Below are 24,063 nucleotides of genomic sequence, written 5' to 3' on the forward strand. Positions count from 1 at the left end.
TTCGTTCGAACGAACAATAGGGAGAGGGGGCGGCCGTGTCCACTGCCCGTACCGAGGGCCTCGCGGCGCAGGCCCGGGCGCTGCGCGAAGGCGATGTCACCGCGGCGGAGCTGGTGCGCGTGACGCTCGGCCGCATCGACGCCACCCAGCCGACCGTCAACGCCTTCCGCCGTGTGCGCGCCGAGCCCGCCCTGGCGGAGGCCGAGGAGGCCGACCGGCGGCTGGAGCGGGGCGAGCGGCTGCCGCTGTTGGGCGTCCCCGTCGCGATCAAGGACGACACGGACCTGGCGGGCGAACCGACCGCGTTCGGTTGCGCCGGGGCCTTCCCGGCCAAGTCCGAGGACGGCGAGGCGGTACGGCGGCTGCGTGCGGCCGGCGCGATCGTCGTCGGCAAGACCAACACCTGTGAGCTGGGGCAGTGGCCGTTCACCGAGGGCCCCGCCTTTGGTGCCACCCGCAACCCGTGGGACCTCGGGCACACGCCCGGGGGTTCCTCCGGCGGCGCGGCGGCGGCGGTGGCCGCCGGGGTGGTGGCCGGGGCGCTGGGCTCGGACGGGGCGGGTTCGGTCCGCATCCCCGCGGCGTGGACGCGTCTGGTGGGCATCAAGCCGCAGCGTGGCCGGGTCTCCACCTGGCCCGACGCCGAGTCCTTCCACGGCCTGACCGTCAACGGCCCGCTCGCCCGCACCGTTGGCGACGCGGCGCTGCTGCTGGACGCCGCCGCCGGACAGCACCCGGGCGACCTCCACCGGCCCCCGGGCATCGCCGCCGTCGAGGCGGCCGGTCGCGAGCCGGGCCGGCTGCGGATCGCGGTGTCCTGGCGGCCCCCGTTCGTCGCCGCCCGTGCCCCGCTCCACCCGTCCGTGCGCCGCGCGCTCGGGGACCTGGCCGACGCCCTCGCCCGGCTGGGCCACGACGTGGAGGAGGCCGAGCCGCGCTACGGCCTGATCGGACTGAGCTTCCTGCCCCGCGCGTTCGCCGGCATCAGCCAGTGGAGCGACCGCGTCCCGGACCGTACGCTCCTCGACCCCCGCACCCTGACCGCCTCCCGGAACGGGCGTCTGCTCGCCGGGGCCGCCCTGCGCCGCGCCCGCCGCGCGGAGGGCGGCCAGCACCGCCGGATCGGGGAGATCTTCTCCCGCTTCGACGTGCTCCTCACCCCCGCCACCGCCACCCCGCCCCCGGCCGTGGGCGCCATGACGGAGCTGTCCGGGCGGCGCACCGACCGGGCGGTGATCGCGGCCTGCCCGTACGCCTGGCCCTGGAACGTGCTCGGCTGGCCCGGCATCAGCGTCCCGGCGGGCTTCGGCGACGGCCTGCCGGTGGGCGCCCAGCTCCTCGGGCCGGCCCACAGCGAGCCCCTGCTGATCTCGCTCGCCGCGCAGCTGGAGAGCGATCAGCGCTGGTACGAGCAGTGCGCCCCTGCCGCGGTGACACAATGACAGGCATGCCCAACCCCGCCGGCACCCGCCAGAACATCATCAGCGCCGTCCTGCGGATCATCGGTCAGGACGGTGTCGCCGCGGTCACCAACCGGCGCATCGCCCAGGAGGCCGGGGTGTCCCTCGGCTCGGTGACCTACCACTTCGCCACGCAGCACGACCTGCTGCGGGAGAGCCTGCTGCACTTCGTGGAGGAGGAGACCGGCCGCTTCACCGAACTGGCCGCCCGGGGGCAGGAGGAGGGCATCGACCTCAAGGGCGCCGCCGCGCTGGTCGGGCAGGTCGCCGAGGGGACGGGCTTCGACAGCACCCACCTCGCGCCCTTCGAGCTGTACGTCCAGGCCGGCCGCGACCCCGCACTGCGGGAGGCCGCGGCCGAGTGCTTCGCCGCCTACGACCGGCTCGCCGCGTCCGTGCTGACCGCCCTCGGCGTGCCGGACGCCGAGGAGGCCGCCTCGACGGTCGTGGCCCTGGTGTTCGGGATGCAGCTGCGCCGCCTGGCCACCGGCAGCTCGGCCGAGAGCCTGGTCGACGCGCTGCTCCTGCTGGCACGGGGCGCCTCGGGCGCCCGCTGAGCCGGGCCCGCCGGGCTACGCGCGCGCCTGCCCGGCCGCCTCGGCCGCGAGCTTCGTGACCTCGTCGGCGGCCCGCTTGGCGCGTCCGGAGACCTTCCAGGCGACCATGCGCAGCGCCACGCCCGGCGACGGGGGGAAGATGCCGAGCTGGCCCAGCATCGTGACGTCGTCGCGCAGCGCCTCGTGCCGGACGACCTTGCCGCCGCGGAGGTCGAGCAGGTGCACCTGCTCGAAGTCGACCTCGCGCCCCGTGGGAGGGATCGCCTGGTCGAGGACGCCGTCCCGGAAGCGCACGAACGGACCGGTGTGCCGTCCCTGCATGCGCAGCCGGATCCAGACCTGATCGTCGTTGCGGGCGATGCCCAGCACCGGGAAGCGCAGCTCGCTGAAGGCCGAGCGGAGCCATGCGCCAGAGGCCAGCGTCCCCGCCGGGCCGGGTATCGAACAGGCCGCGGGCGAGACGGCCGCCTCCCGGTTGTGGTTGTCGGCGCCCACGACCTCGGCGGCCAGCGCCGCGTCGCCCGTCTCCAGGATCCGGAAGAGCCCTTCGGCCAGGTCCTTGGCGTCCATCGCCATCGTTCCCACCTTTCGCCCGCCCGTCCTGCGGGCCGGTCTCACCGGATGCGCGAGCCACGCATCCGATATTGAGGTTATAGAGGACCGATTGGATAGGTCAAAGCGGCACCGATAGTAGGATGACGTCATGGTCACCAAGCGCGCTTACGTCTCCCCGCTCCGTGAACAGGCCGCGGCGCGGACGCGTGCGGTGATCCTCGAACAGGCGGAGCAGCTCTTCGCCGAACGCGGCTACGGGCGGGTGACCGTCGCGGACATCGCGGCGGCGGCCGGGGTCGCGTCGAAGACGGTCTTCGCGAGCGTCGGCAGCAAATCGGACATCCTGGACCGGATCGTCGACAAGGCCGTCGTGGGGTCCGGTTACGAGGGGGCGGTCGCGCGCATCCTGGCCGTACGGACGCCCGAGGGTGTCCTGCGGGCGCTCGCCGGCGGCACCCGGGCGGGCAACGAGAGCCAGTTCAAGGCGCACGAGGCGATTCAGAAGGCGTTGCCCGTGCACGAGAACGGCGAGGCGTTGTGGGAAAGGGCGACGGCGGACTACCGGGAGGCGCTGCGCGCGGTCGCCCGGCATTTCCTGGCGGTGAGCGGATCCGCCGCGCGCTACTCGCCGGAGGAGACCGCCGACCTGCTCTGGTTCTGGTTCGGCCCGACCGGCTGGCGCACGCTCGTGGTGGAGAACGGCTGGTCGTGGGACCGGGCCGAGGAGGTCCTATACCGCACGGCGATGGACGCCCTCGTGTGAAACCGCGGCTCCCCGATCGTGGAGGAATGCGGGGGAAAGGGCATGATGATGCGTCACAAACCCGGGCCGGGTGTCACTCGTTAAGGCGATCCGTGGATTGACGGGCGTTCACCGGGGAATGCGTTCTGGCGAAAGGGAGTGATTCTTCATGGATTTGAAGATTCGCAGGCTCGTTTTCGGTGCGGGAATGCTGGGAGTCGTGCTGGGCACCGTGGTCGGGGTGTTCTCGACGGGCACGGTCTACAGCGTCGTCGTCGGCGCGTTGCTGTGCGCGACGGCCGGTGTCGTCGCGGTCCTCTACTGGGGCGAGCACGGAGGCGCCCGGCGCCGCCGTGCCCGGTGGGCCCAGCGGCCGGAGCAGATCCCGCACCCGCGGCGGTTCGGGCGGCTCGACGGTCCCGACGCCTTCCGCTACTGACCCGACGGGGCGCGGCGCCCGGGACCGGAACCGGGACGCGGGAGCGCCGGCTTCCCGGGCGCCCCCATACAACGCCCGAAGCGGGGAAGGCGGGCATCCGACGCCACAGCGGAGGTGCCCATGTCGCCCGTGTCCCACCGTGTCCACGACCGCCGCCACCCGTCCGACGCCCCTGCCCGCCGCAGGCGAACGTCCCTGCCGTGCGAGGAGGATCTGCGATGATCGCCGCATTGGTGCTCGGGCTGCCGGTGTTCCTGCTCGGGCTGATGCTCGTCCTGTCCGCAGTGGAGGACCGGATCGTGGGTCCTCCCCCCACCCAGCCGTCGGCAGGCCCCAACGCGCCTGGCACGCAAGCGCCGTAGGGCGACCGCCCACCACGGCCCCCGGCGGTCCGGCGGCGGAGGAGGCACCTTGCCCGAAGCCGACGCGACCACCGATACCGGCGCAGCCACCGAAGCCGGGCCAGGCGGCCTCATCGTCTTCCTCAACGGGACGTCCAGTTCCGGGAAGTCGAGCATCGCCAGGGAACTGCTGCTCACCCTGGACGGCACCTACTTCCACATGCCGGTGGACGCGTTCCACGCCATGCGGTCCCGTCGCGAGGTGGGCCCGGAGGAATTGCCGGGCGTTCTGCGGCGCACCTGGCGGGGATTCCACCGCGCGGTCGCCGGCATGGCTGCCGGGGGCAACAACGTGGTGGTCGACCACGTCCTCAGCGAGCCCTGGCGCCTGCGGGACTGCCTCGGGCTGTTCCCCCCGAGGGACGTCGTCCTGGTGGGGGTGCACTGCTCGCCCGGGGAACTCCGGCGGCGCGAGCGCGAGCGCGGGGACCGCCCCGAAGGCCTGGCGGCCCGTCAGTCCGGACTCGTCCACGCCCACGGCCTCTACGACGTCGAGTGCGACACGACCGAGACCTCCGCGGCGGAGTGTGCCCGCCGCATCCGTGACTTCCTGCCCCGCAGGCCGTTCCCGACCGCGTTCGAGCGACTGGCGGCCGTCACCCGGTGAGTTCCTGGGTGCCGAGCACGGTGAGCAGCGCCAGGCGGTCGGCGTCCTCGGTGCCGGGTTCTGCGGTGTAGACCATGATGCGCAGGTCGCTGCCCGTCACGGTGAGCACGTCGCAGTCGAGGGTCAGCGGGCCCACGCGCGGGTGGTCGAGCGTCTTTCGGGCCGCCTCGTGCCGGCCGACCGCGCCGGCGTCCCACAGCCCGGCGAACCGCTCGCTGTTCGCGCGGAGGTCCGCGACGAGCCGGCGCACCTGCGGGTCGGCCGGGTAGCGGTCGGCGGCCGCGCGGAGGTCGGCGACGAGTGCCGACTCGAAGGCGGCCAGGTACTCCGGGGTGCGCCGGATCCGCTCGCCCCCGCCGACGAAGTGGTTCCAGACCCCGTTGCGCTGGTTGCCTCGCCACCCGGACGGATCTCCCATGAGCGCCGCGTACGGGGGATTGGCCACCAGCAGCGTCCAGGACGCGTCGTAGACGGCGACCGGGGTGCCGGTCAGCCGGTCGAGCAGACGCTGGACGCTGGGCGTGATGTAGGCGGGGACGGTGTCCGGCCCGGGGGGCGCCAGGCCGGCCAGCTGGAACAGGTGCCCGCGCTCGTCCGGGGACAGCCGCAGCGCCCTGGCCAGGGCCTCCACGACCTGCGCCGACGGATGGGAGGCCCGGCCCTGTTCGAGCCGGGTGACGTAGTCGACGGAGATCCCCGCCAGCTGCGCCAGTTCCTCCCGGCGCAGTCCCGGGGCACGCCGGTGCCCGCCGACCGGCAGCCCGGCGGCCTCGGGGGCCACCCGCTCCCGCCACCTCCGCACCGCTCTGCCGAATTCCGTCGCCGCCATGTCCCCAGTGTGCTGCGCGGGCCGCGTGGCTGCCTGGTACCCGCAGTCCCAGGAAGTCCGGCGAGGGTGGCACGGGGCCGGTCCGGGGCGACCGCCGACATTTGACTCAGTCCAAACTGAGATTTACGTTGGGAGGCACGAGGGGACGGAGTCCGGGTCCGCTGGGACGTGCGTCATCCCGGGAGCCGTCCTCTCGCACCGGCGGTGCGGCCGGCGCCGACAGTTGGCCCCGGCGCCCGGACGCGCCGCCGGACTCAGGCGGTGGCCATGCGCGACAGACGGTGCAGGCTGTCGTCCAAGGCCTGGTCCACGACGTCCTCCGGCGGCGCGATGCTCTCGTCGAAGAACGACAGGTGGATGGTCACCTCGCTGGTCCGCTCGTCGGTCCGGTCCACCTGCAGCCAGCCCGCGTAGCGGTCGTCCTCGCTGGTACCCCACTCCAGCCGTTTGTGCGCGCGGTCGGCCCGGAAGAGCGCGGCCGCGTCCCGTCCGGTGTCGTCGTCGTGCACGGTGACGGCGGGCGGTTCGGCGGCGCGGACGTGCAGCTCGTCGGGGAGCCAGGACTCGATGCGGCCGAGGTCCTGCGCCCGGTCGAAGACGCGGTCCGCGGAGGCCGTCATGTTCATGGAGCGCTCGAACTCGCTCACGGCGATCCCACCTCCTCAGGGGGAGACTCCAAGTGTCCCTTCGCCGCGCGGAGGCAGCCACCGGGCCCCCGTCCGCCCTTCCGGAGGGGTGGGCCGCCCGGCAGCGCCCACAATGGACTCCACCGGCATCCGGAACGCCGGTCACCGCCGCCGTCAGACCCTGGAGCGCAGCCGATGCCCGGCAAGATCACGCTGTCCACCTGGCCCACGCCCGTCGAGCCCATGCCGCGCCTGGCCACCGCCCTCGGCCTGGGCGCGGACGACCTGTGGATCAAGCGGGACGACCTCACCGGGCTGGGCGGCGGCGGCAACAAGGTCCGCAAGCTGGAGTGGACGGTCGGCGAGGCACTCGACGCGGGCGCGGACACCCTGGTGACGGTCGGCGCGGCGCAGAGCAACCACGCCCGCCTCACCGCCGCGGCCGGCGCGCGCCTCGGGCTCGACGTCGTCCTCGTCTTCCCCGGCGAGGAACCCGAAGCCGGGTCCGGCACCGGCAACCTCGTCCTGGACGGCCTCTTCGGTGCCAGGGTCGTCTGGGCCGGCGACGCCGAGCCCGCCGGTCTCGCGGGCGTCGCCGAGGAGGTGTGCGGACAACTGCGCCGCGAGGGCGCGCTGCCCCACCTCATCCCCTTCGGCGGTTCCAGCCCGAGCGGTGCCCGCGGCTACGTCGAGGCCGGTGAGGAGCTCCACGCCCAACTGCCCGACGTCGCCCATGTGGTGGTGGCCCTCGGCTCCGGCGGCACCATGGCCGGTCTCGTCGCCGCACTGGGTGAGGAACGGGTCCTGGGCGTCCACTGCGGCGCCGTGACCGGACCCGCCGCCATCGTGGCGGACCTGGTGGGGGCGGTCGCCCACCGTGCCGTCGCCCCGGACTCGCTGCGCATTCGCACCGACCAGGTCGGCGCCGGCTACGCGACGCTCCACGAACCGGTCCTGGAGGCGATGCGTACGGCGGCGGCCACCGAGGGCATCGCCCTGGACCCCACCTACACCGGCCGAGCCATGGCCGGTCTGGCCGCGGCGGTACGCGACGGCGACATCCGCCGCGGCCGGCGCACCGTCTTCCTGCACACCGGCGGCCTGCCCGGGCTGTTCGGGCACGCCGAGGCCGTACGCCGCTCGGTCGCCGCACTGCGGGCGTACGAACGGGGCTGACGGGCCCGGACGTTCACGCCCCGTCGCGCAGGACGGCGTCGACGAAGCGGCCGCGCGGCTCCGGGTTGCCGGTGAACCACAGGGCGAGGCGGTGCTCCGCGTCCGGGTAGGTGAGCCGGGTGAAGCGCGCGCGGGAGCCCCCGAGCGCGGTGGCGACGGCCTCGGTGACGGCGGGCGGGATCACCGCGTCGGCGGCCGGGGTCGCCAGGACCGCCCGGCCGGAGAGGGAGCGGAAGACGTCGAGGGCGGGCGAGTTCCGCCAGCTCTCCGGCGTCCGGATGATCTCGGTGAAGCCCGCCCCGAAGGGCACGGTCCACGCGTCGGGCGCGTACACGGCAGGGGCGCACAGGCCGACGGACGCCACCCGTGCGCCGTAGTGCCGCGCCAGGTCGGCGACGGTCTGCCCGCTCATGCTGAAGCCGATCACGGCCAGGCGGTGCCGGGCCGGGACATGTCCGTCGATGACGGCCCGGGCCTGGAGGAACCGCCGCCTCAGGCTGGAGTCCGCGAGCAGGCCGGTGCTGTCGCCGTGCCCCGAGAAGTCGAAGGCGAGGGCGTGGTGACCACGGGCGGCGACGTCGCCCAGCAGGCCGGTGAGCCGCTGCCTGTCGCTGGTTCCCGCGCCGTGCAGGACAACGGCCGTCAGCGCCCCGGCCGCTCCCGTGTCGTCCGTGACCGGGCGCGCCGCCGTGCAACCGAGGGTCTCCCCGTCGCAGTCCACGGTGAACGACTCGATCGTGGCGGGCTTCCCGCCGGTGCGTTCGGTGCCGGTCATGCCGTCGAGACCTCCTGGTGCGCCGGTGCGGTGCGCGCGGGCGGCCGCAGGATGCCGGCCGCCGCGGCCGCGACGGCACAGCATGCCACGGGCAGCAGGAAGGTGATGTTGAGCGGCATCAGATGGGTCAGCGGCCCGATGACCGCCGGGCCGGCGAGCATGCCGAGGTAGCCGAGCCCGGCGACGCGGGAGACGTTGGCGCCGGCGGCGGCGGGGTCGGCGTGGCCCGCCGCGCTGAACAACTGGGGCACGCAGCCGGACAGTCCGGCGCCGAACACGGCCCAGCCGGCCACCGCCAGGGGCACCCAGGGGGAGAGGGCCGCCGTGAGGAGCCCGGCCGCGGCCACCGTGGCGCCGCCCCGCAGGACGGCCAGGGGACCGAGCCGCGTCGCCACGCGGTCCACGACGAACCGGCCGGCCGTCATGGCGGTGGAGAAGGCCCCGTAGGCGAGGGCGGCGGTGGCGGCCGGCGCGTCCAGCACGGTGCTCAGGTGGAGCGTGCTCCAGTCGTTGGCCACCCCTTCGCACATCATGATCATCAAAGCGAGTACGGCGAGTGCCCAGATGCGCCGTGGCGTCCGCCGGTGGACCTGAGCCTTCGCATCTCCCGTATCGGGGGCGCGGGTTGCGGGCCGCAGCAGGGCGGGTGCCGCCGCGACCGCGACGACGACGCCCAGCGCCGCGACGACCCCGAGCGTCCACGCCGGGCTCCAGCCGCTGCTGAGCGTCCGCGCGCCCGCGAGCGCGGCCAGGACGCCGCCGATGGAGAAGGTGGCGTGGAAGGCCGACATGACGGGCCGTCCGTAGCCGTGCTCGACCTGGACGGCGTGGGCGTTCATGCTGACGTCCAGGCTGCCGTTGCCGATGCCGAGCAGCAGGAGGGCGGCCCCCAGGGTCCAGGCGTCGCCGGCCAGGCCCGGCAGGACGACGGTGGCGCTGCACAGCGCCGCGCTGACGGGCACGACCGTACGGGCACCGAGGCGGTCGGTGAGCGGGCCGACGATCTGCATGCCCGCGAAGGCCCCCGCGCCGAGCAGCAGCAGGAGCCAGCCGAGCGTGGCATGGCCGATCCCCGTGCGGTGCTCGATCTCCGGGATGTGCACGATCCACATTCCCAGCACGAAGCCGTTCAGCACGAAGTAGGCGAAGGTGGCCATCCGGGCGGCCCGAGGTGCTGTGTTCACACTTCGAACATAGCGAACATCGATTGCTTTCGAAACCTTGCCTTTTGAACATTACTGCTGTTCAATGCGGTCATGGCTGGTACCGACCGACTCAGGCAGATCACCGAGGCCGTGCAGGAGGCGGGCCGCGTCGGCGTCGCCGAACTGGCCGCCCTCACCGGCGCCTCGGAGATGACCGTCCGCCGCGACCTGGAGGTGCTGGCCGCCCAGGGTGTCCTGGAGCGCTACCGGGGCGGCGCGCGGAGCCTGCTGCTGCGCGGTGAGGAACCGCCCTTCGGGCTCCGGTCCCAGGAGGGGCAGGAGGGCAAGCGGCGCATCGCCGCCGAGGTCGCCGGGCTGATCGCCGACGGCGAGGCCGTCGTCCTGGACAGCGGTACGACCTGCCTGGAGGTGGCCCGGGCGCTCGAAGGGCGCCGGCTGACGGTGATGCCCTTGTCCCTGCACTCGGTGAACGCCCTGACCGGCGCCCCGCATCTGACCCTGCTCGTCCCGGGCGGCCGGCCGCGGCCCGGCGAACTGGCGCTCACCGGCCCGCTGACCGAGGCGTCGCTGGCCGCGCTGCGCTTCGACACCGCGGTGATCGGCTGCTGCGGTCTGAACGCCGCCAACGGCCTCACGGCCTACGACCTGGACGACGCTGCCGTGAAGCGGGCCGCCATCGGCTCCGCCCGCCGCGTCATCGCGGTGACGGAGGGGGTCAAACTCTCCCGCACCGCCCTCGCCTTCGTCGCCCCGGCCGGCGCGTTGCACGCCGTCGTCACGGACGACTCCGCGCCGCAGGACGCGGTCGGCGCACTGACCGCGGCGGGTGTCATGGTCCGGCAGGTGTGACCACGCGTCCGTCGTCCGACGTCGTCAAGGTGTCCCGACCGTACGGAATGTGACGGAAGGTCAGCCGTGGGCGAGGCGGTCGCGCAGCATCCAGGCGTGCTTCTCGACGGACTGCAGCGTGGTGTTGACCAGGTCCCCCGTGGCCGGGTCCTCGCCGCCCGTGGCGCTGGACGCCGCGCGCAGCACGCATCCGACGGTGTTGAGGCGGCCGAGGACGAGGGCCGCGGCGCGGGTGTCCTCGATACGGCCCGCGGGGAACTCGGGGAGCGTCGTGGTCCGTGCCACGGTGTCGCTCCTGCCGTCGGGGGTGGCGCCGACGGCGCGCATCCGCTCGGCGATCTCGTCCGCCGCTTCACGGGCGGTCGCGGCGATCTCGTCCAGTTCCAGGTGCAGGCTGCGGAAGCCGCGGCCGACGACGTTCCAGTGCGCCTGCTTGGTCTGTGCGTGCAGTTCCAGCAGGTCGACGAGGACGTCCTGGAGGGTGGCGGCCAGCGGTGCAGAGGCGGTGAACGGGGCGGCGTCGAAAGCGCGGCGCCGGTTGGTGGGGGAGGCGTGCAGGGTCGTGGTCACGATGGACTCCGTTCCCATGGGCGGGCGGTGTGCGGTGCGTGCCGCGAGGTCCGCGTCCGGCCGGCGAGGTGGGAGGGGTGTGACGGGGCCGGTGGCGGCCTTCGTCCTGGTGCGCTTCCCACACTACGCCTAGATTGGACCCGGTCAAATCTAGGCGCCGGTGGCGGCCTTCTGGCAGTCGGCGCACAGTCCCCACCAGGTGATCTCGGCCTCGTCGATGACGAAGCCCTTGTCCTCCAGGGGGTCCAGGCAGGGGGCCGCGCCGACGGTGCAGTCGACGTCCTCGACACGTCCGCAGCTGCGGCAGACCAGGTGGTGGTGGTTGTCGCCGACGCGCAGCTCGTAGCGTGCGGCGGAACCGGCGGGCTCGATGCAGCGGATCAACTGCACCCTGGTGAGGTCGTCGAGCACGTTGTAGAGGCCCTGCTTGGACAGTCCGCCCGCGCCCGGGGAGCCGACGCCGATCCTCGCCTCGAGCTCGGAGGCGGTGGAGTGGGGGTGGCCCTGCAAAGCGCTGAGGAGGGCGCGGCGCTGTGCCGTACTGCGCAGCCCCTTGCTCTTGAGCAGGTCGCCCACTGACTGCTCCATGGCGGCGTCACGCTCCTTCGCGCACGAGATTTGACAAAGTCAATTTTAGTGCACGTGCCGCCATGGCCGTGCTCACTCGGCGGTCTCGGCCGTGTGGCAGGTGGAGCAGACGACGCGGCGCGCGGGCAGGCGGCTGGTCGCCCGGCCGAGCCCCCGGGGCTGGTGGACGGGGAGGCGGACGACGCGGGAGTGGTCCGCGCAGGTGAACAGCCCGCAACGGGTGCAGACGCCGATGCCTTCGCTGTCGTGGCGCGCTTCCTGGACGCAGTCGTAGCACTTCACGCGGGTTCGCTCCGTGGGGTGGGGGAGGGGTGCGGTTCTCGTCGCCCGCCCCTCGAACGTAAGGGCCAGAATTGACCGAGTCAAATCTCGGGCCGTACGCGTTCCGCCATACGGAAGGACTCAGGCCTCCGGGCGGCGGTAGGTGCCGTACCACTGCGACCCGGCCAGGTCGCGGGCCACGGCCTCGTCCCGGGCCGGGTCGCCGGTCGCCACCTGACGTGCGATGACCTGCTCACCGCCCCAGGCCAGCACGTGCGCCGCGGCCGCCGCGTCCACCCCCCGGTGGAGGCGGCCGGCCTGCTGCTCCTCCTCGATCAGCCGGGTCATGTGCCGGGTGAACCGGTCGATCTCCCGTGCCCTGGCCTCGCGCATCTCGGCGTCGTAGGCGGCCACTTCGGCGATGGCGGCGAGCAGGGGCCCGCGCTCGCGGTAGTAGCGCAGCTGCTCCACGTAGATCGCCGCCAGGCCGTCGGGGCCGCCGTCCGGCCCGGTCGGACGCCAGTCGCCGCCGATCCGGAACAGCTCCTCCTTCATGTGGGCGGTCAGCCGGATGAGCAGGTCGGTCTTGTCCCGGAAGCACAGGTAGAAGGTCGACCGCGCCACGCCCGCCTCCGCGGCGATCCGCTGGACGCCGAGCTCGGTGAAGGTGGCGCCGCCCTGGAGGAGCCGCTCGGTGGCGGCGAGGACCGCCGCCTCGGAGTCCGCGCGGCGCCTGGTCTGGCGGGTCGGGCGGGTGATCGATGCCATGTGTACTGCTCCCTGGTTGACCGGACGCCCATTCTCTCCGTCCCATAGGTCACCGTACTGTCTCGGACACTATGTCCGACAGAGTGTCGTGCATACTGTCCGATGTGCCCCGTGAACGGTGCACCGCTGTCCCGTCCGCGAGGCAGTGACACGCAAAGGCAAGGCAGACGACGACATGCGCTACACGCGACTTGGCAACACCGGCCTCCTGGTGTCCCGGCTCGGCCTGGGCACCATGTCCTTCGGCGGAGGCGACCACGACTTCTGGAAGGTGCTCGGGGGCCTCGGCGACACCGAGTCCGGCAAGATGCTGGACGCCGCGCTCGACGCCGGCGTGAACCTGATCGACACCGCGAACATCTACTCCGACGGGGAGTCGGAGGAGGTGCTCGGCCGGATACTCGGCGGGCGGCGCGACGACGTCGTCCTCGCCACCAAGGTCTACGGCCGGATGGGCGCCGGCCCCAACGACATGGGCCTGTCGCGCCTGCACGTCATGCGCCAGCTGGAGGACAGCCTGCGGCGGCTGGGCACGGACCGGATCGACCTCTACCAGATCCACAGCTTCGACCCGCTGACGCCGCTGGAGGAGACCCTCCGCACGCTCGACGACGCGGTCCGCCAGGGCAAGGTGCGCTACATCGGCGCCTCCAACCTCGCGGCGTGGCAGCTGATGAAGGCGCTGGGCGTCTCGGCCCTGCACGACCTGGAGCGCTTCGCCTCCCTGCAGGCCTACTACTCCCTCGTCGGCCGCGACATCGAGCGCGAGATCCTCCCCGCCGTGCGCGACCAGGGGCTCGGCCTGCTGGTCTACAGCCCCCTCGCGGGCGGTTTCCTGAGCGGCAGGTTCCGCCGGGGAGCGGAGCGCGACCGCTCGACGCGCTGGGGCAAGGGCTCGAACCCGCCGGTCGACGAGGCACGCGGATACGACGTGGTCGACCGCCTCGACGAGATCGCCGCGCGGCACGGCGCGACGGTCGCGCAGGTGGCCCTCGCCTGGGTGATGCAGCAGCCCGGGGTCAGCAGCGTGCTGGTCGGCGCGAGCCGCATGGACCAGCTGCAGGGCAACCTCGCCGCGGCCGGGCTCACGCTCACCGAGGACGACCTCGCCGCGCTCGACGAGGTCAGCCGGCTCGCCCCGGAGTACATCGAGCGGGTGCACTCCGGCCCGGGGGCCAAGCGGGACCTGGACGGCTGACCCCGCCGTAACGGGAAGGGCGCGGCCCGGCCGTCACGAACGGCGGGCCGCGCCCCTTCGCGTACGGTCGTGGCTCACCGGCGCGGGCCGGGGCGGACCGGGTGCTTGCTCAGGATGGAGACCCGGTTGAAGGAGTTGATGGTGATCGCCACCCAGATCAGGGCCGAGAGCTCGTCGTCGCCGAACACCTCGCGCGCGGCCTGGTAGGCCTCTTCCTGGGCGGTGGCGTCGGTGGGGTCCGTGGTCACCTCGGCCACCGCGAGCGCGGCGCGCTCGCGCGCGGTGAACAGCTCGGTGTCGCGCCAGGCCGGCAGCACGGTCAGCCGCTGCGGGGTCTCGCCCGCGCTGAGGGCGGTCCTGGTGTGCCGGTCCAGGCAGAAGGCGCAGCCGTTCAGCTGCGACACGCGGATGTTCACCAGCTCCACGAGGTCGTGTTCGAGCCCGGCCTCGGTGGCCACGGCACGTACGGTCTCGGCGGCCGCCAGCATCGCCTTGTAGGCCCGAGGGCTCTGCTTGTCGATGAAGATCCGCCTGCCCTGCCGAACCGCCGTGGTGTCGCTCACCAGTACTCCTTCGCCGGGCCGTCTCCGGCCGCTGTGGGATGCGCCGTCGTCCTTCGGGGGCATCGCCGTATCATCAACTCCATGATTGTTGAAATTCGAAGCAGTCGTTGTGTGAGAAGCGCGACATGAGCGGGACCCAGCCCGAGGGCACCGTGGAGATCCTGTCCGCCCGCGACGTCCCGCTCGGCGGACCCCGCGCGATGACGGTGCGGCGCACCCTGCCGCAGCGGGACCGCTCGCTCATCGGCGCCTGGTGCTTCGCCGACCACTACGGGCCGGACGACGTCTCCGACACCGGAGGCATGGACGTCGCGCCCCACCCGCACACCGGGCTGCAGACCGTGAGCTGGCTCTTCAGCGGCGAGATCGAGCACCGCGACAGCCTCGGGACGCACGCCTACGTACGGCCCGGCGAACTCAACCTCATGACCGGCGGCCACGGCATCAGCCACTCGGAGGTCTCCACCGAGCGCACCACGGTGCTGCACGGCGTCCAGCTGTGGGTCGTGCTCCCCGAGCGGCACCGTGACACCGCCCCCGCCTTCCAGCACTACGTCCCGGAGCCCGTGGCGCTCGGCGGCGGCGTGGCACGGGTGTTCCTGGGGTCCCTGGCCGGCGACACCTCGCCGGTGCCGACCTTCACCCCGCTGCTCGGCGCCGAACTCGCGCTCGATCCCGGTGCGACCGTCACCCTGGCGATCGACCCGGCCCACGAGCACGGCCTGCTCGTCGACGCCGGCGACGTGGAGATGGCCGGCACCCGGCTGAGCCCGGCCGAACTCGGCTACCTGGCCCCCGGCGGCGACACCCTGACCCTGACCAACCACGCCGACGTGCCCGCCCGGGCGGTGCTGCTCGGGGGACCTCCCCTCGGCGAGCGGATCATCATGTGGTGGAACTTCATCGGCCGCACGCAGGAGGACATCGAACAGGCCCGCTCCGACTGGATGACGGGTACCCGGTTCGGTGAGGTCAAGGGCTACGACGGCGACGCGCTGCCCGCGCCCGAACTGCCGCGGGTGCCCCTGAAGCCGCGGGGGAACACGCACTGACCGGTGCGGTCCGGCGGCGGCCACCCGGGTCCGCCGCCGGACCGGTCCGCGTCGCTCAGACCGGGACCGACTCCGGAGCCTCGACGGGGGCGGGTCCGCCGGCGGGCCTCCCCGGCCTGCCGCGGCCCACGAACGCGTACGCCGCGCCCACCAGCAGTCCGCCGCCGACGAGGTTGCCGAGGCCCACCAGCAGCAGGTTGCGCGCGAAGCCGGCGGCCGTGGCGTCCGGAACGTGCTCCAGCATCCCGAGCGAGTAGTACGTCATGTTGGCCACGACGTGCTCGAAGCCGGAGCCGACGAACGCCAGCAGGGCCCAGAAGATCAGCGCGATCTTGGCGCCGTCCGACCGGGTCCGCGCGGCCATCCACACGCCCAGGCACACCAGGAAGTTGCAGAGCACACCGCGGAAGAACAGCGCCCCGCCGGACTCCGCCGCCTTCGTCTTGAGCAGGGTGGTGAGCAGGGCGAGGGCCGGCGCGGTGTGCCCGGGAGCGGCACCCGCGGTGATGACGCCGCTGCCGTGCACCAGCAGCGCGAACAGGGCGGACCCGATGAGGTTGCCCAGGAACGAACCGACGACCAGGGCGGCCGCGTTGGCGCCGCTGATGCTGCGGACGACGACGCCCTGGACCGTCGTCATCATGTTGCCGGTGGTGAGTTCGGCGCCGGCGAAGACCACCAGGGTGAGCGCCACGCCGAACACCAGGCCCTGGACGAGTTTCGTGGACGGCGACCCCGCGGCCGCCAGCGGTCCGGTGACCGTGAGCAGCAGCACCGCCGCGACCCCGACGAACGCCCCGGCCAGCAGGGAGCTGACCAGGTAGCGGCCCGGGCTGCGGAGGCCGGCGGCCTTCTCGGCGGCCGTCCGCCCCTGCTCGTCGAGGGCCTGGGACACGGGGATCGGCATGGTGTCACCTCTTCACTGATGTACCGGAATGTCCGTCCTGGTTTTCCCGATGCTAGGTCCGTCGAGGCGTCGTGAAGGAAAAGGAGTTGCACGTCACAAGGGAAATGGCGCGCTATGCCATCGGCGTGCAATATGCAATGCAAGGCCGGGTCAACGGGAATTCGTCCTTGGGTAAAGTCGCGCTGCGTGGCGGGTGGAGCCGCAGAAAGAAGCCGGTCGCCGGTTCGCCGCGGCGGGGATCGCCGAATGCGGACCGACCTTGCTTTGCCTGATGCGTGGTACCGGAAATCATCGCCCGGGTGTCATCGCCGGCGGAATGCGGACCTTTCCCGTCGTGGCGGCCGTGGCCGGGCGTCGCCAAGGCCGCGCCGGCGACGGACGATCGTCCGTATAATGGCCGCCGAGAGGATGCCCGTGCGGTCGGGAGCCGGTGAAGGGGAACGGACGCAGGCGCGACGCCGTCTGCGGGCGGTCCGTCCTGCGGTCACCCGTGGGCCGGGCATCGCCGTCGTGGACCCGGGAGGCATGGATGGCAGGGCGCGGAAGCGGTCCGGACTTCGTGGAGGCGCTGGCCCGCGGGCTGGACGTGCTCGGCTGCTTCGACGCCCGGCACCGCCGGCTGACGCTCAGCGAGATCGCCGCCGCGACGGGGCTGGCGCGGCCGACGGCGCGCCGACTGCTGCTGACGCTGGAGGAGCTCGGCTACGTCCGCGCCGACCAGGGCGCGTTCACCCTCACGCCGCGCGTGCTGCGCCTGGGCATGTCCTACGTGGGCTCGCTCGGCCTGTGGGACGTGGCCCGCCCCCACATGGAGGCGCTGGTCACGCAGACCGGGGAGTCGTCCTCGATGGCGCAGCTGGACGGCTCCGACATCGTCTACGTGGCCCGCGTCTCCGTACCGAAGATCATCGCGCTGCGGGTGGACATCGGCACCCGGTTCCCCGCCCCGCAGACCTCCCAGGGCAAGGTGCTGCTGGCCGGCCTGGGCCCGCAGGAGCTGGAGGCCGTCCTGGCCGAGCCCAGCCGCTCCGGGCTGCCGGAGTCCCCGCGACGGACGCCCGAGGAGTTCGCCGCGGAGCTGCGCACCGTCCGGGCCCGCGGCTGGGCGCTGGCCGACGAGGAACTCGCGCCCGGCGTACGGTCGGTCGCCGTGCCCGTACGGGACGGCGATGGGGTGGTCCGGGCGGCGATGAACGTCACCGTGCACGCCGCCGAGACCAGTGTGGACGTGCTCACCGGCACGTACCTGCCCCTGCTGCTGCGAGCGGCCGGGGACGTCTCGGCGGACTGGGCACTGTGGCAGAGCCGGCCGCACGGCGAGGTGCGCCCCGCCGCCGGCTGACGCCCTGCCGGAACAGGGCACCGCGCCATGGCGGCGGTGACGCACCGCACCTGCGGCCGGCGCCGCGTCAGCGGGGCTGCAGGACGAAGTCGTACTCGGCGAGCAGGTACGGCACGTCGACGGCCGTTCCGTCGGGGGCGGGTCCCGCCGGTCGTCCGGTGAACCGGACCACCAGCGCTTCCTTCGTGCCGAAGACGACGTCGCTGTCCAGGTACTCGCTGCCCTCCTGGAACAGATGGGTGATCAGCTTCTCGTACCCCGGCTCGTCGACGAGGAAGTGGACGTGCGCGGGGCGGAAGTGGCTGATGTCGGTGGCGCTGATCAGGTCGCCGACCGGGCCGTCCATCGGGATGGCGTAGCCGCGCGGCGCGATGGTGCGGACGCAGTAGGTGCCGTCCTCGCGGGCCCGGTACTTCGCGCGCAGCCGCGCCTCGTCGATCTCGGGGAGCTGCGCCTCGTAGGCGCCGTCGGCGTCCGCCTGCCACACGTCGAGGACGGCCCCGGGCACGGGCTTGCCGTCCAGGTCGGTGACCTTGCCGGTGATGAACAACGGCGTCCCGGGGATGCCCTCGGACATGTCGAAGCCGTACGGGGCGGTGGGGGACCCGTCGATGTGGAAGGGGCCGAGGACGGTGGCGGGGGTGGCCCGCGGCGCGAACCTGTTGTTCAGCTGCACCACGAGCGTGCTCAGCCCGAACACGTCGGAGGCGAGGATCAGTTCCTGACGCTTGGCGTCGCTGATCCGGCCCGCCTCGGTCAGCCACTGGATCGCGGCCATCCATTCGTCCTCGGTGAGTTCCACCTCGCGCGCGAACGCGTGGAGGTGGCGGACCAGCGCGGACAGGAGCTCGGCCTGGCGGGGGGCGTGCGCGGTCGCCCAGCGCCGGGCCGCCAGTTCGGTGAGGTTGTCCTCGTTGACAAACACGGTCACTCCTTGGTGTTCCCTGCGGATTCGGTGTCCGGCCGGGGCGGGACGGGCCGGTTGTTCAGGTCGACGGAGAGGAAGATGTCGTTCGCGACCGGATCGCGCATCTCCTCGGCGAGCTGGCCGATGAGCCCGGCGGTGCGCGCGAGCAGGGCGAAGCCGCGCAGCAGCGGCAGCGGCAGCCCGAGGTCGGCGAGTGCGGCTCCGCACACGCCGGCGCCGTTGAGCGGCAGGGCCTTGCCGAGGACCTCGGGGTGCACGCGGCCGATGGCCGCGAACAGCGACAGGTGCGGGCCGAACAGGCCCTCCTCGGCGGCGATGGCCATCAGCCGGGGCGTGCGCGGGTCACCGTCCTTGTGCACGTGGTGGCCGAGGCCCGGGACGAAGCGGCCGGCCGCCCGCTGCTCGCGCACCAGGCGCAGCGCCAGTTCGTCCCAGCCGGAGTCGTCGTGGGGCGGTTCGCCGTGTGCGGCGAGTGCCTCGTGCAGGAACGTCCCGGTGTCCTCGGTGACGCCGAGGAAGCGCGAGCCGCCGCCGAGCAGACCCGCGGCGAGCGCGCCCTGGACGGAGTCCGGCGCGGACAGGTACGTCAGCCGGGTGACGATGGCCGTGGGCGTGAAGCCGTGGTCGGCCAGGGCCGCGAGCACGGCTTCGAAGACGCGGGTCTCGCCGCGGCTCGGCCGGCGCTGCGTCGCCAGCCAGAAGGCGAGTTCGCCGAAGCCGACGGTGCCCATGATGTCCTCGGCGAGGTCCTGGCCGAGCAGGGTGATGCTCTTGCGGTCCGAGGCGCCCAGCGCGGTGGGGTAGCCGCCGGACGCGGACGGGTCAGTCACGGGTGTCCTCCGGGTCCTGGGCCAGCCACGCGCGCAGTTCGGCGCCGTGCTCGTCGAGTTCGGGCGGCGGCAGCCGGTACACGGCGGGAGTGGCCGAGAAGGTGACCGGGTGGCGGGTGGTGGGCACCGCGCGGTCGCCCTCGCCGACGGTGACGACCGGGTCCAGCCCGAACCGCTCGGCCATGGCGAAGCCGCCGTCGATGGTGTTGATCGGCCCGCTCGGCACCCCGGCCTCGACCAGCAGCTCGAACCATTCGTTGGCGCCGCGCTTGAGCAGTTGCTCCACGAGCAGCGGCCGCAACTCCTCCCGGTTCGCGGTGCGGTCGGCGTTGCGCGCGAAGCGCGGGTCGTCGGGGACCCCGGGGATGCCGAGGACCTCGCACAGCTTGCGGAACTGGCCGTCGTTGGCGGCGGTCACGATCAGGTCGTTGTCGGCCGTGGGGAAGGGCTCGTAGGGGAACACGCTCGGGTGCGCGTTGCCCATCCGGTAGGGGACCTCACCCCCCGCCACGTAGGCCGAGCTGTGGTTGACCAGGCCGGTCAGCGCCGACGACAGCAGGTTGACCTCGACGTGCTGGCCCTCGCCGGTGGCGTCGCGGTGGCGCAGCGCGGCGAGGATGCCGATGGCCGCGTGGTTGCCCGCCATGACGTCGAAGACCGAGATCCCGGCCCGGAAAGGCGGGCCGTCGGGCTCCCCGGTGAGGCTCATCAGCCCGGAGACGGCCTGCACCATCAGGTCGTAGCCGGGCACCTTGCGCCCGGCGCCGGAACCGAAACCGCTGATGGAGGCGTAGACGACGGCCGGGTTCCCGGTCCGCACCGACGCGTAGTCCAGCCCGTACTTGACCAGCCCGCCGGGCCGGAAGTTCTCGATGACGACGTCCGCCCGGCGCGCGAGTTCGCGCGCCGCCTCCAGGTCGGCCCCGTCGTGCAGGTCGAGTGCGATGGAACGCTTCCCGCGGTTGATGCCGAGGTAGTAGGTGGACACCTCGCCGCGCACCGGGGGCGTCCAGCTGCGGGTGTCGTCCCCGCGCGGGCCCTCGACCTTGACGACGTCCGCACCGAGGTCCGCCAGCAGCATCGTGGCGTAGGGCCCGGCGAGGATGCGGGAGAAGTCGGCCACCAGCAGCCCGGACAGCGGGCCCGCCGGGCCCGGTCGCGCAGGCGCGGTGCTCTCTGACATCCAGTGTCACCTTTCATCTGACCGCAGGACGGACAGCCGTCCGTCGCCGTGATTCTGTTGCGGAAAGCCGGGGGCGTCAAGGGCGATCGTCACCGCCGTGGCCGGTCAGAGGCCTGCCGGCACTGCGGTGTCTCGTTTTGCGACAGGGCCGGGGCCCATCCGCGGGCGTGTGTGCTGCGAACTGCGTCGCGAGGCTAGCGCTCGGTCCATTGGCCGAATAGCGTACCTGTGTCCGTCAAGCGGCCAAGGGAGTTCAACGATGGATAAGGTCGAGGCATTCACCCCGGGGCGGCCCATCGTCCTGCGGGGCGGGACCGTGCTGCCCGTCAACCGTGAGCGCGAGGTCCTCGCGGACACCGACGTGCTCGTCGTCGACGACCGGATCGCGGCGGTCGGTCCGCGACTGGCGGTCCCCGACGGGACGGTGGAGATCGACGCCACGGGCGGCATCGTGATGCCGGGCATGATCGACACGCACCGCCACATGTGGCAGACCGCGATGCGCGGCTACGGCGCCGACTGGACCCTCACCCAGTACTTCGTCTGGTACTACCTGGAACACGGCAGGAAGTTCCGCCCCGAGGACGTCCACGCCGGCAACCGGCTCGCCGCGGTGGAGGCCCTCGACGCGGGCGTGACCACCGTCGTCGACTGGTCGCACGGCCTGCAGACCGTGGACCACGCCGACGCCGCCGTGGACGCCCTGCGGTCCGTGCCCGGCCGCTTCGTCCTGGCCTACGGCAACATCCAGCAGGCACCCGCGGAGTGGACCGCCGCGCCGGAGTTCCGCGACTTCGTCGCCCGCCGCATCGACGGCGACGACATGCTCGGCTTCCAGCTCGCCTTCGACGTCACGGGCGACCCCGCCTTCCCCGAGAAGCCCGCCTTCGAGGTGGCCCGCGAACTGGGCGTCGCCGTCACCACCCACGCCGGGGTGTGGGGCGCCACCAACGACGACGGCATCCGCCTGATGTACGAGAACGGCTTCATGACCCCGGAGACGGTGTACGTCCACGCCTCGACGCTCAGCGCCGACTCCTACCACCGCATCGCGGCCACCGGCGGCTCGGTCTCGGTGTCGACGGAGAGCGAGCAGAGCGCCGGCCAGGGCTACCCGACGACCTGGGCCATCCGCTCGCACGACATCCCCGTCTCCCTGTCGATGGACACCAGCGTGTGGTGGAGCGGCGACCTGTTCTCCGCCATGCGCACCACCCTCGGCGCCGACCGCGCCCGCGCGCACCTGGAGGCGCACGCCAAGGGCGACACCGTCACCCACTGCGCCCTGCGCGCCGACCAGGTGGTGGAGTGGGCCACCCTCGGCGGGGCCCGGGCCCTCGGCCGCGAGCGGGACCTGGGCAGCCTGGAAGCCGGCAAGAAGGCCGACATCGTCCTGCTGAAGAACGACCACTCGCCGGTCTCCTTCCCGCTGCTCAACCCGTACGGCCAGGTGGCCTTCCAGGCGCAGCGCGGCGACGTGCACACCGTGCTCGTCGACGGACGGGTCGTCAAGCACGAGCACCGCCTCGTCGGCGTCGACCTGGCCGCCGTGCGGCGCGAGGTCGAGGAGACCGTCGACCACCTGCGGTCCGCCATGGGCGAGGAGGAGTGGCGCAAGGGGATGAACCCCGACGTCCCCGAGACGAAGGTGCTCGACAACCCCTACACCTACACCGACTACCGCAGCGCCTCGACGCACGGCCGGTGACAGCGGCGGCACGGCCGGCACGGTGACACGAGCGAGACGAAGGAGAACCGAGAGATGAGCATGGGGCTGCTGCTGCTCCGACTGCTGCTCGCCGCCCTGCTGTTCGGCCACGCCACGCAGAAGCTGCGCGGCTGGTTCGGCGGGGCGGGCCTGACGGGTACCGGCGCCGTCTTCGAGCGCTACGGCATCGTCCCCGGGCCGCGGATGGCCCTGGTCGCCGGGGTGGCCGAGCTGACCGGCGCGGCGTCGGTCGCGGCCGGACTGCTGACGCCCGGCGGGTGCGCGGTCGTCGTCGGGACGATGACGGTGGCCGCCGCCTCGACGGCGCCGGGCGGCTTCTGGGCGCACAAGGGCGGCTGCGAGGTGCCGTTCCTCTACGGCGCGGTCGCCGCGTGCCTCGGCTTCACGGGGCCGGGGGAGTGGTCGCTCGACCACGTCCTCGGCCTGAGCTGGCGGCCGGCCCCCGCCTGGGGCGCGGCCGCGCTCGCGGCCGGACTCCTCGCGGCGACGGTGCCGCTCGCCGGCCGCGCCAAGGTGCGCAGGAGCAGGAGGGAGTCCCCCGAGTCCCACGGGAACGCGTAGTCACTCCGGATAAGCCGCCTCCGGCCGGGCATACGGCTGGAGTACGCCACGCGACGCCGCGGCCGGACGGGCCGCGGCGGCACCGGAACCGGGGGGCACGACGGCATGGGCGCTTCGCTGGAGGAGACCGACCGCACCGACGGGGACCGGCCGGAGCGCTCCGTCGCCGACCGCAAGCAGGAACTGCGCCGCCGCCTGGAACGGCTCATCGGCATCGCCGCGACCGAGGGCAACTGCCTGCAGGCCCTGCGGAACGGGGACGAGATCTTCCCCGCGATGCTCGACGCGATCCGCGCGGCGAAGCACACCGTCGACATGACCACCTTCGTCTACTGGCGCGGCCAGATCGCGCGTGACTTCGCGCACGCGCTGGCCGCCAAGGCGGCGGAGGGGGTACGGGTACGGCTGCTGCTGGACGGCTTCGGCGGGCGGCTGATCGAGCAGGAACTGCTGGACGGCATGGACCGGGCCGGCGTGGACGTCGCCTGGTTCCGCAAGCCCGTGCGGCTGTCGCCGTTCAAGCAGAACCACCGCTGCCACCGCAAGGTCCTGGTGGTCGACGCCGAGGTGGCCTTCACCGGCGGCGTCGGCATCGCCGAGGAGTGGTGCGGCGACGCCCGGCACCCCGGCGAATGGCGGGACACCCACGTCCGGGTCACCGGGCCGGCCGTGGACGGCCTCGCCGCGGCGTTCGCGCAGAACTGGGCGGAGTGCCGGCGCAACGGGCTGTTCGACGACCGCGACCGCTTCGGCGAGCACGAGCAGAGCGGAGGCGCGATCGTCCAGGTCGTCCGCGGCTCGGCGAGCGTCGGCTGGCAGGACATGCGCACCCTGCTCCGCGTGGTGATCGCCTCCGCGGAGCAGCGCATCCGGCTCGCGACCGCGTACTTCGCTCCCGACCCGTACTTCGTCGGCCTGCTCTGCCACGCGGCGGCCCGCGGGGTGGAGGTGGAGATCCTGCTGCCCGGCCTCCACACCGACAAGCGCGTCTGCCAGCTGGCCGGGCAGCGCTACTACCAGCGGCTCCTCGACTGCGGCGTGCGGATCTGGCACTACCTGCCGACCATGATGCACGCCAAGGTGATCACCATGGACGGGGTCGCCACCCTGATCGGCTCGACCAACTTCAACCGCCGCTCCCTCGACCACGACGAGGAGGTGATGCTGGCGGTGCTCGACGAGACCTTCACCTCCGTCCTCGACGCCCACTTCGACGAGGACCTGCTGCGCAGCGACCCCGTCGACGGCACGCGCTGGCGCACCCGCTCCTCACTGGAGCGGGCCCAGGAGGTGGCGACCGCGCCCATCCGCCGCTTCCTGTGAGCATCATGGTGTCGCCCCACGAGACGGCCGCGGGGGCGTACGGACACCGGGCGCGTCAGCGCACCGCTCACCCTGGAG

28 protein-coding genes are annotated in these 24,063 nt (G+C 73.1%); 14 read left to right on the top strand and 14 right to left on the bottom strand.

Going from position 1 to position 24,063, the window contains the following annotated elements; translation table 11 throughout:
- The first annotated feature begins 35 nt into the window (after positions 1–35).
- The gene (locus AC1VWI_RS39725; protein ID WP_499515897.1) at positions 36–1,442 is read left to right on the top strand and encodes an amidase; all 1,407 of its coding nucleotides are present in this window, start codon (positions 36–38) and stop codon (positions 1,440–1,442) included.
- Positions 1,443–1,447: 5 nt separating this feature from the next.
- Positions 1,448–2,017: a TetR/AcrR family transcriptional regulator gene (locus AC1VWI_RS39730; RefSeq protein WP_499515898.1), complete on the top strand. Its 570-nt coding sequence runs from the start codon at positions 1,448–1,450 to the stop codon at positions 2,015–2,017.
- Between the two features lie 15 nt (positions 2,018–2,032).
- Here the strand turns inward: AC1VWI_RS39730 and AC1VWI_RS39735 are convergent, their stop codons facing one another.
- Positions 2,033–2,593 carry an ester cyclase gene (locus AC1VWI_RS39735; RefSeq protein ID WP_499515899.1) on the bottom strand — a complete coding sequence of 187 codons (561 nt, stop codon included), beginning with the start codon at positions 2,591–2,593 and terminating at the stop codon, positions 2,033–2,035.
- Between the two features lie 127 nt (positions 2,594–2,720).
- Here AC1VWI_RS39735 and AC1VWI_RS39740 point away from each other — a divergent pair, with 127 nt between their 5' ends.
- The 4 genes from AC1VWI_RS39740 to AC1VWI_RS39755 all read left to right on the top strand — a co-directional run bounded on the left by AC1VWI_RS39740 (position 2,721) and on the right by AC1VWI_RS39755 (position 4,761).
- Positions 2,721–3,335, top strand: coding sequence for a TetR/AcrR family transcriptional regulator (locus AC1VWI_RS39740; protein ID WP_499515900.1), 615 nt, complete (start codon positions 2,721–2,723; stop codon positions 3,333–3,335).
- A 148-nt stretch (positions 3,336–3,483) separates the two neighbouring features.
- Positions 3,484–3,753 carry a hypothetical protein gene (locus AC1VWI_RS39745; protein WP_499515901.1) on the top strand — a complete coding sequence of 90 codons (270 nt, stop codon included), beginning with the start codon at positions 3,484–3,486 and terminating at the stop codon, positions 3,751–3,753.
- 218 nt (positions 3,754–3,971) lie between these two features.
- Positions 3,972–4,115, top strand: coding sequence for a hypothetical protein (locus AC1VWI_RS39750; RefSeq protein WP_499515902.1), 144 nt, complete (start codon positions 3,972–3,974; stop codon positions 4,113–4,115).
- 49 nt (positions 4,116–4,164) lie between these two features.
- Entirely contained in the window at positions 4,165–4,761 is a 597-nt protein-coding gene (locus tag AC1VWI_RS39755) for a chloramphenicol phosphotransferase CPT family protein (RefSeq protein WP_499515903.1), read from the top strand.
- Here the strand turns inward: AC1VWI_RS39755 and AC1VWI_RS39760 are convergent.
- Together AC1VWI_RS39760 and AC1VWI_RS39765 are read right to left on the bottom strand one after the other, a co-directional pair.
- Positions 4,751–5,590: a helix-turn-helix transcriptional regulator gene (locus tag AC1VWI_RS39760; RefSeq protein WP_499515904.1), complete on the bottom strand. Its 840-nt coding sequence runs from the start codon at positions 5,588–5,590 to the stop codon at positions 4,751–4,753. The genes AC1VWI_RS39755 and AC1VWI_RS39760 overlap by 11 nt on opposite strands.
- Positions 5,591–5,844: 254 nt before the next feature.
- Positions 5,845–6,237, bottom strand: a complete 393-nt coding sequence (locus AC1VWI_RS39765) for an SRPBCC family protein (RefSeq protein WP_499515905.1) — start codon at positions 6,235–6,237, stop codon at positions 5,845–5,847.
- A 174-nt stretch (positions 6,238–6,411) separates the two neighbouring features.
- Between AC1VWI_RS39765 and AC1VWI_RS39770 the strand changes: the two genes are divergently transcribed.
- Entirely contained in the window at positions 6,412–7,392 is a 981-nt protein-coding gene (locus AC1VWI_RS39770; protein ID WP_499515906.1) for a D-cysteine desulfhydrase family protein, read from the top strand.
- Positions 7,393–7,405: 13 nt separating this feature from the next.
- On the opposite strand, the gene AC1VWI_RS39775 is transcribed toward AC1VWI_RS39770, so the two are convergent.
- Together AC1VWI_RS39775 and AC1VWI_RS39780 are read right to left on the bottom strand one after the other, a co-directional pair.
- Complete coding sequence (locus tag AC1VWI_RS39775; RefSeq protein ID WP_499515907.1) at positions 7,406–8,167, bottom strand: alpha/beta hydrolase; 762 nt, start codon at positions 8,165–8,167, stop codon at positions 7,406–7,408.
- Entirely contained in the window at positions 8,164–9,324 is a 1,161-nt protein-coding gene (locus AC1VWI_RS39780) for an MFS transporter (protein WP_499517026.1), read from the bottom strand. The genes AC1VWI_RS39775 and AC1VWI_RS39780 overlap by 4 nt, the downstream gene beginning before the upstream one ends.
- A gap of 99 nt (positions 9,325–9,423) precedes the next feature.
- Here AC1VWI_RS39780 and AC1VWI_RS39785 point away from each other — a divergent pair, with 99 nt between their 5' ends.
- Complete coding sequence (locus tag AC1VWI_RS39785; RefSeq protein ID WP_499515908.1) at positions 9,424–10,182, top strand: DeoR/GlpR family DNA-binding transcription regulator; 759 nt, start codon at positions 9,424–9,426, stop codon at positions 10,180–10,182.
- 60 nt (positions 10,183–10,242) lie between these two features.
- Here the strand turns inward: AC1VWI_RS39785 and AC1VWI_RS39790 are convergent, their stop codons facing one another.
- The 4 genes from AC1VWI_RS39790 to AC1VWI_RS39805 form a co-directional block, all read right to left on the bottom strand.
- On the bottom strand, positions 10,243–10,752 hold the full coding sequence (locus tag AC1VWI_RS39790; RefSeq protein ID WP_499515909.1) for a Dps family protein: 510 nt from the start codon (positions 10,750–10,752) through the stop codon (positions 10,243–10,245).
- Between the two features lie 150 nt (positions 10,753–10,902).
- On the bottom strand, positions 10,903–11,340 hold the full coding sequence (locus AC1VWI_RS39795) for a Fur family transcriptional regulator (RefSeq protein ID WP_499515910.1): 438 nt from the start codon (positions 11,338–11,340) through the stop codon (positions 10,903–10,905).
- A 72-nt stretch (positions 11,341–11,412) separates the two neighbouring features.
- Positions 11,413–11,622 (bottom strand): DUF2180 family protein, encoded by a 210-nt coding sequence (locus AC1VWI_RS39800; RefSeq protein ID WP_499515911.1) that lies wholly within the window; start codon positions 11,620–11,622, stop codon positions 11,413–11,415.
- A gap of 120 nt (positions 11,623–11,742) precedes the next feature.
- Positions 11,743–12,369 (bottom strand): TetR/AcrR family transcriptional regulator, encoded by a 627-nt coding sequence (locus tag AC1VWI_RS39805; protein ID WP_499515912.1) that lies wholly within the window; start codon positions 12,367–12,369, stop codon positions 11,743–11,745.
- 175 nt (positions 12,370–12,544) lie between these two features.
- Between AC1VWI_RS39805 and AC1VWI_RS39810 the strand changes: the two genes are divergently transcribed.
- Complete coding sequence (locus AC1VWI_RS39810; RefSeq protein ID WP_499515913.1) at positions 12,545–13,567, top strand: aldo/keto reductase; 1,023 nt, start codon at positions 12,545–12,547, stop codon at positions 13,565–13,567.
- 74 nt (positions 13,568–13,641) lie between these two features.
- Here the strand turns inward: AC1VWI_RS39810 and AC1VWI_RS39815 are convergent, their stop codons facing one another.
- The gene (locus AC1VWI_RS39815; RefSeq protein ID WP_499515914.1) at positions 13,642–14,130 is read right to left on the bottom strand and encodes a carboxymuconolactone decarboxylase family protein; all 489 of its coding nucleotides are present in this window, start codon (positions 14,128–14,130) and stop codon (positions 13,642–13,644) included.
- A gap of 125 nt (positions 14,131–14,255) precedes the next feature.
- Between AC1VWI_RS39815 and AC1VWI_RS39820 the strand changes: the two genes are divergently transcribed.
- The gene (locus tag AC1VWI_RS39820) at positions 14,256–15,182 is read left to right on the top strand and encodes a pirin family protein (RefSeq protein WP_499515915.1); all 927 of its coding nucleotides are present in this window, start codon (positions 14,256–14,258) and stop codon (positions 15,180–15,182) included.
- Positions 15,183–15,237: 55 nt separating this feature from the next.
- Here AC1VWI_RS39820 and AC1VWI_RS39825 read toward each other — a convergent pair whose 3' ends face one another.
- Complete coding sequence (locus AC1VWI_RS39825; protein ID WP_499515916.1) at positions 15,238–16,089, bottom strand: formate/nitrite transporter family protein; 852 nt, start codon at positions 16,087–16,089, stop codon at positions 15,238–15,240.
- A 529-nt stretch (positions 16,090–16,618) separates the two neighbouring features.
- Between AC1VWI_RS39825 and AC1VWI_RS39830 the strand changes: the two genes are divergently transcribed.
- Complete coding sequence (locus AC1VWI_RS39830; protein ID WP_499515917.1) at positions 16,619–17,431, top strand: IclR family transcriptional regulator domain-containing protein; 813 nt, start codon at positions 16,619–16,621, stop codon at positions 17,429–17,431.
- Positions 17,432–17,498: 67 nt separating this feature from the next.
- Here AC1VWI_RS39830 and AC1VWI_RS39835 read toward each other — a convergent pair whose 3' ends face one another.
- The 3 genes from AC1VWI_RS39835 to AC1VWI_RS39845 are packed head-to-tail and all read right to left on the bottom strand — an operon-like array spanning position 17,499 to position 20,372.
- Positions 17,499–18,356: a dioxygenase family protein gene (locus AC1VWI_RS39835; RefSeq protein ID WP_499515918.1), complete on the bottom strand. Its 858-nt coding sequence runs from the start codon at positions 18,354–18,356 to the stop codon at positions 17,499–17,501.
- A 2-nt stretch (positions 18,357–18,358) separates the two neighbouring features.
- Positions 18,359–19,189 (bottom strand): citryl-CoA lyase, encoded by an 831-nt coding sequence (locus AC1VWI_RS39840; RefSeq protein WP_499515919.1) that lies wholly within the window; start codon positions 19,187–19,189, stop codon positions 18,359–18,361.
- Positions 19,182–20,372, bottom strand: coding sequence for a CaiB/BaiF CoA transferase family protein (locus AC1VWI_RS39845; RefSeq protein ID WP_499515920.1), 1,191 nt, complete (start codon positions 20,370–20,372; stop codon positions 19,182–19,184). Before AC1VWI_RS39845 ends, AC1VWI_RS39840 begins: the two co-directional genes overlap by 8 nt.
- A gap of 259 nt (positions 20,373–20,631) precedes the next feature.
- Between AC1VWI_RS39845 and AC1VWI_RS39850 the strand changes: the two genes are divergently transcribed.
- The 3 genes from AC1VWI_RS39850 (at position 20,632) to AC1VWI_RS39860 (ending at position 23,985) form a co-directional block, all read left to right on the top strand.
- A complete protein-coding gene (locus AC1VWI_RS39850) occupies positions 20,632–22,080 on the top strand; it encodes an amidohydrolase family protein (protein ID WP_499515921.1) in 1,449 nt (482 codons plus the stop codon).
- Between the two features lie 54 nt (positions 22,081–22,134).
- Complete coding sequence (locus AC1VWI_RS39855; RefSeq protein WP_499515922.1) at positions 22,135–22,662, top strand: DoxX family protein; 528 nt, start codon at positions 22,135–22,137, stop codon at positions 22,660–22,662.
- Between the two features lie 105 nt (positions 22,663–22,767).
- Positions 22,768–23,985, top strand: coding sequence for a phospholipase D-like domain-containing protein (locus AC1VWI_RS39860; RefSeq protein WP_499515923.1), 1,218 nt, complete (start codon positions 22,768–22,770; stop codon positions 23,983–23,985).
- Positions 23,986–24,063 lie beyond the last annotated feature (78 nt).

The organism is Streptomyces sp. TOM-9 (assembly GCF_056858595.1).

Coding starts and splice junctions, on each gene's coding strand:
- AC1VWI_RS39805 (WP_499515912.1), bottom strand. CDS start 12,369: ATGGCATCGATCACCCGCCCGACCCGCCAGACCAGGCGCCGCGCGGAC.
- AC1VWI_RS39780 (WP_499517026.1), bottom strand. CDS start 9,324: ATGGCCACCTTCGCCTACTTCGTGCTGAACGGCTTCGTGCTGGGAATG.
- AC1VWI_RS39745 (WP_499515901.1), top strand. CDS start 3,484: ATGGATTTGAAGATTCGCAGGCTCGTTTTCGGTGCGGGAATGCTGGGA.
- AC1VWI_RS39860 (WP_499515923.1), top strand. CDS start 22,768: ATGGGCGCTTCGCTGGAGGAGACCGACCGCACCGACGGGGACCGGCCG.
- AC1VWI_RS39770 (WP_499515906.1), top strand. CDS start 6,412: ATGCCCGGCAAGATCACGCTGTCCACCTGGCCCACGCCCGTCGAGCCC.
- AC1VWI_RS39750 (WP_499515902.1), top strand. CDS start 3,972: ATGATCGCCGCATTGGTGCTCGGGCTGCCGGTGTTCCTGCTCGGGCTG.
- AC1VWI_RS39850 (WP_499515921.1), top strand. CDS start 20,632: ATGGATAAGGTCGAGGCATTCACCCCGGGGCGGCCCATCGTCCTGCGG.
- AC1VWI_RS39810 (WP_499515913.1), top strand. CDS start 12,545: ATGCGCTACACGCGACTTGGCAACACCGGCCTCCTGGTGTCCCGGCTC.
- AC1VWI_RS39845 (WP_499515920.1), bottom strand. CDS start 20,372: ATGTCAGAGAGCACCGCGCCTGCGCGACCGGGCCCGGCGGGCCCGCTG.
- AC1VWI_RS39740 (WP_499515900.1), top strand. CDS start 2,721: ATGGTCACCAAGCGCGCTTACGTCTCCCCGCTCCGTGAACAGGCCGCG.
- AC1VWI_RS39795 (WP_499515910.1), bottom strand. CDS start 11,340: ATGGAGCAGTCAGTGGGCGACCTGCTCAAGAGCAAGGGGCTGCGCAGT.
- AC1VWI_RS39730 (WP_499515898.1), top strand. CDS start 1,448: ATGCCCAACCCCGCCGGCACCCGCCAGAACATCATCAGCGCCGTCCTG.
- AC1VWI_RS39830 (WP_499515917.1), top strand. CDS start 16,619: ATGGCAGGGCGCGGAAGCGGTCCGGACTTCGTGGAGGCGCTGGCCCGC.
- AC1VWI_RS39785 (WP_499515908.1), top strand. CDS start 9,424: ATGGCTGGTACCGACCGACTCAGGCAGATCACCGAGGCCGTGCAGGAG.
- AC1VWI_RS39775 (WP_499515907.1), bottom strand. CDS start 8,167: ATGACCGGCACCGAACGCACCGGCGGGAAGCCCGCCACGATCGAGTCG.
- AC1VWI_RS39735 (WP_499515899.1), bottom strand. CDS start 2,593: ATGGCGATGGACGCCAAGGACCTGGCCGAAGGGCTCTTCCGGATCCTG.
- AC1VWI_RS39820 (WP_499515915.1), top strand. CDS start 14,256: ATGAGCGGGACCCAGCCCGAGGGCACCGTGGAGATCCTGTCCGCCCGC.
- AC1VWI_RS39760 (WP_499515904.1), bottom strand. CDS start 5,590: ATGGCGGCGACGGAATTCGGCAGAGCGGTGCGGAGGTGGCGGGAGCGG.
- AC1VWI_RS39825 (WP_499515916.1), bottom strand. CDS start 16,089: ATGCCGATCCCCGTGTCCCAGGCCCTCGACGAGCAGGGGCGGACGGCC.
- AC1VWI_RS39855 (WP_499515922.1), top strand. CDS start 22,135: ATGAGCATGGGGCTGCTGCTGCTCCGACTGCTGCTCGCCGCCCTGCTG.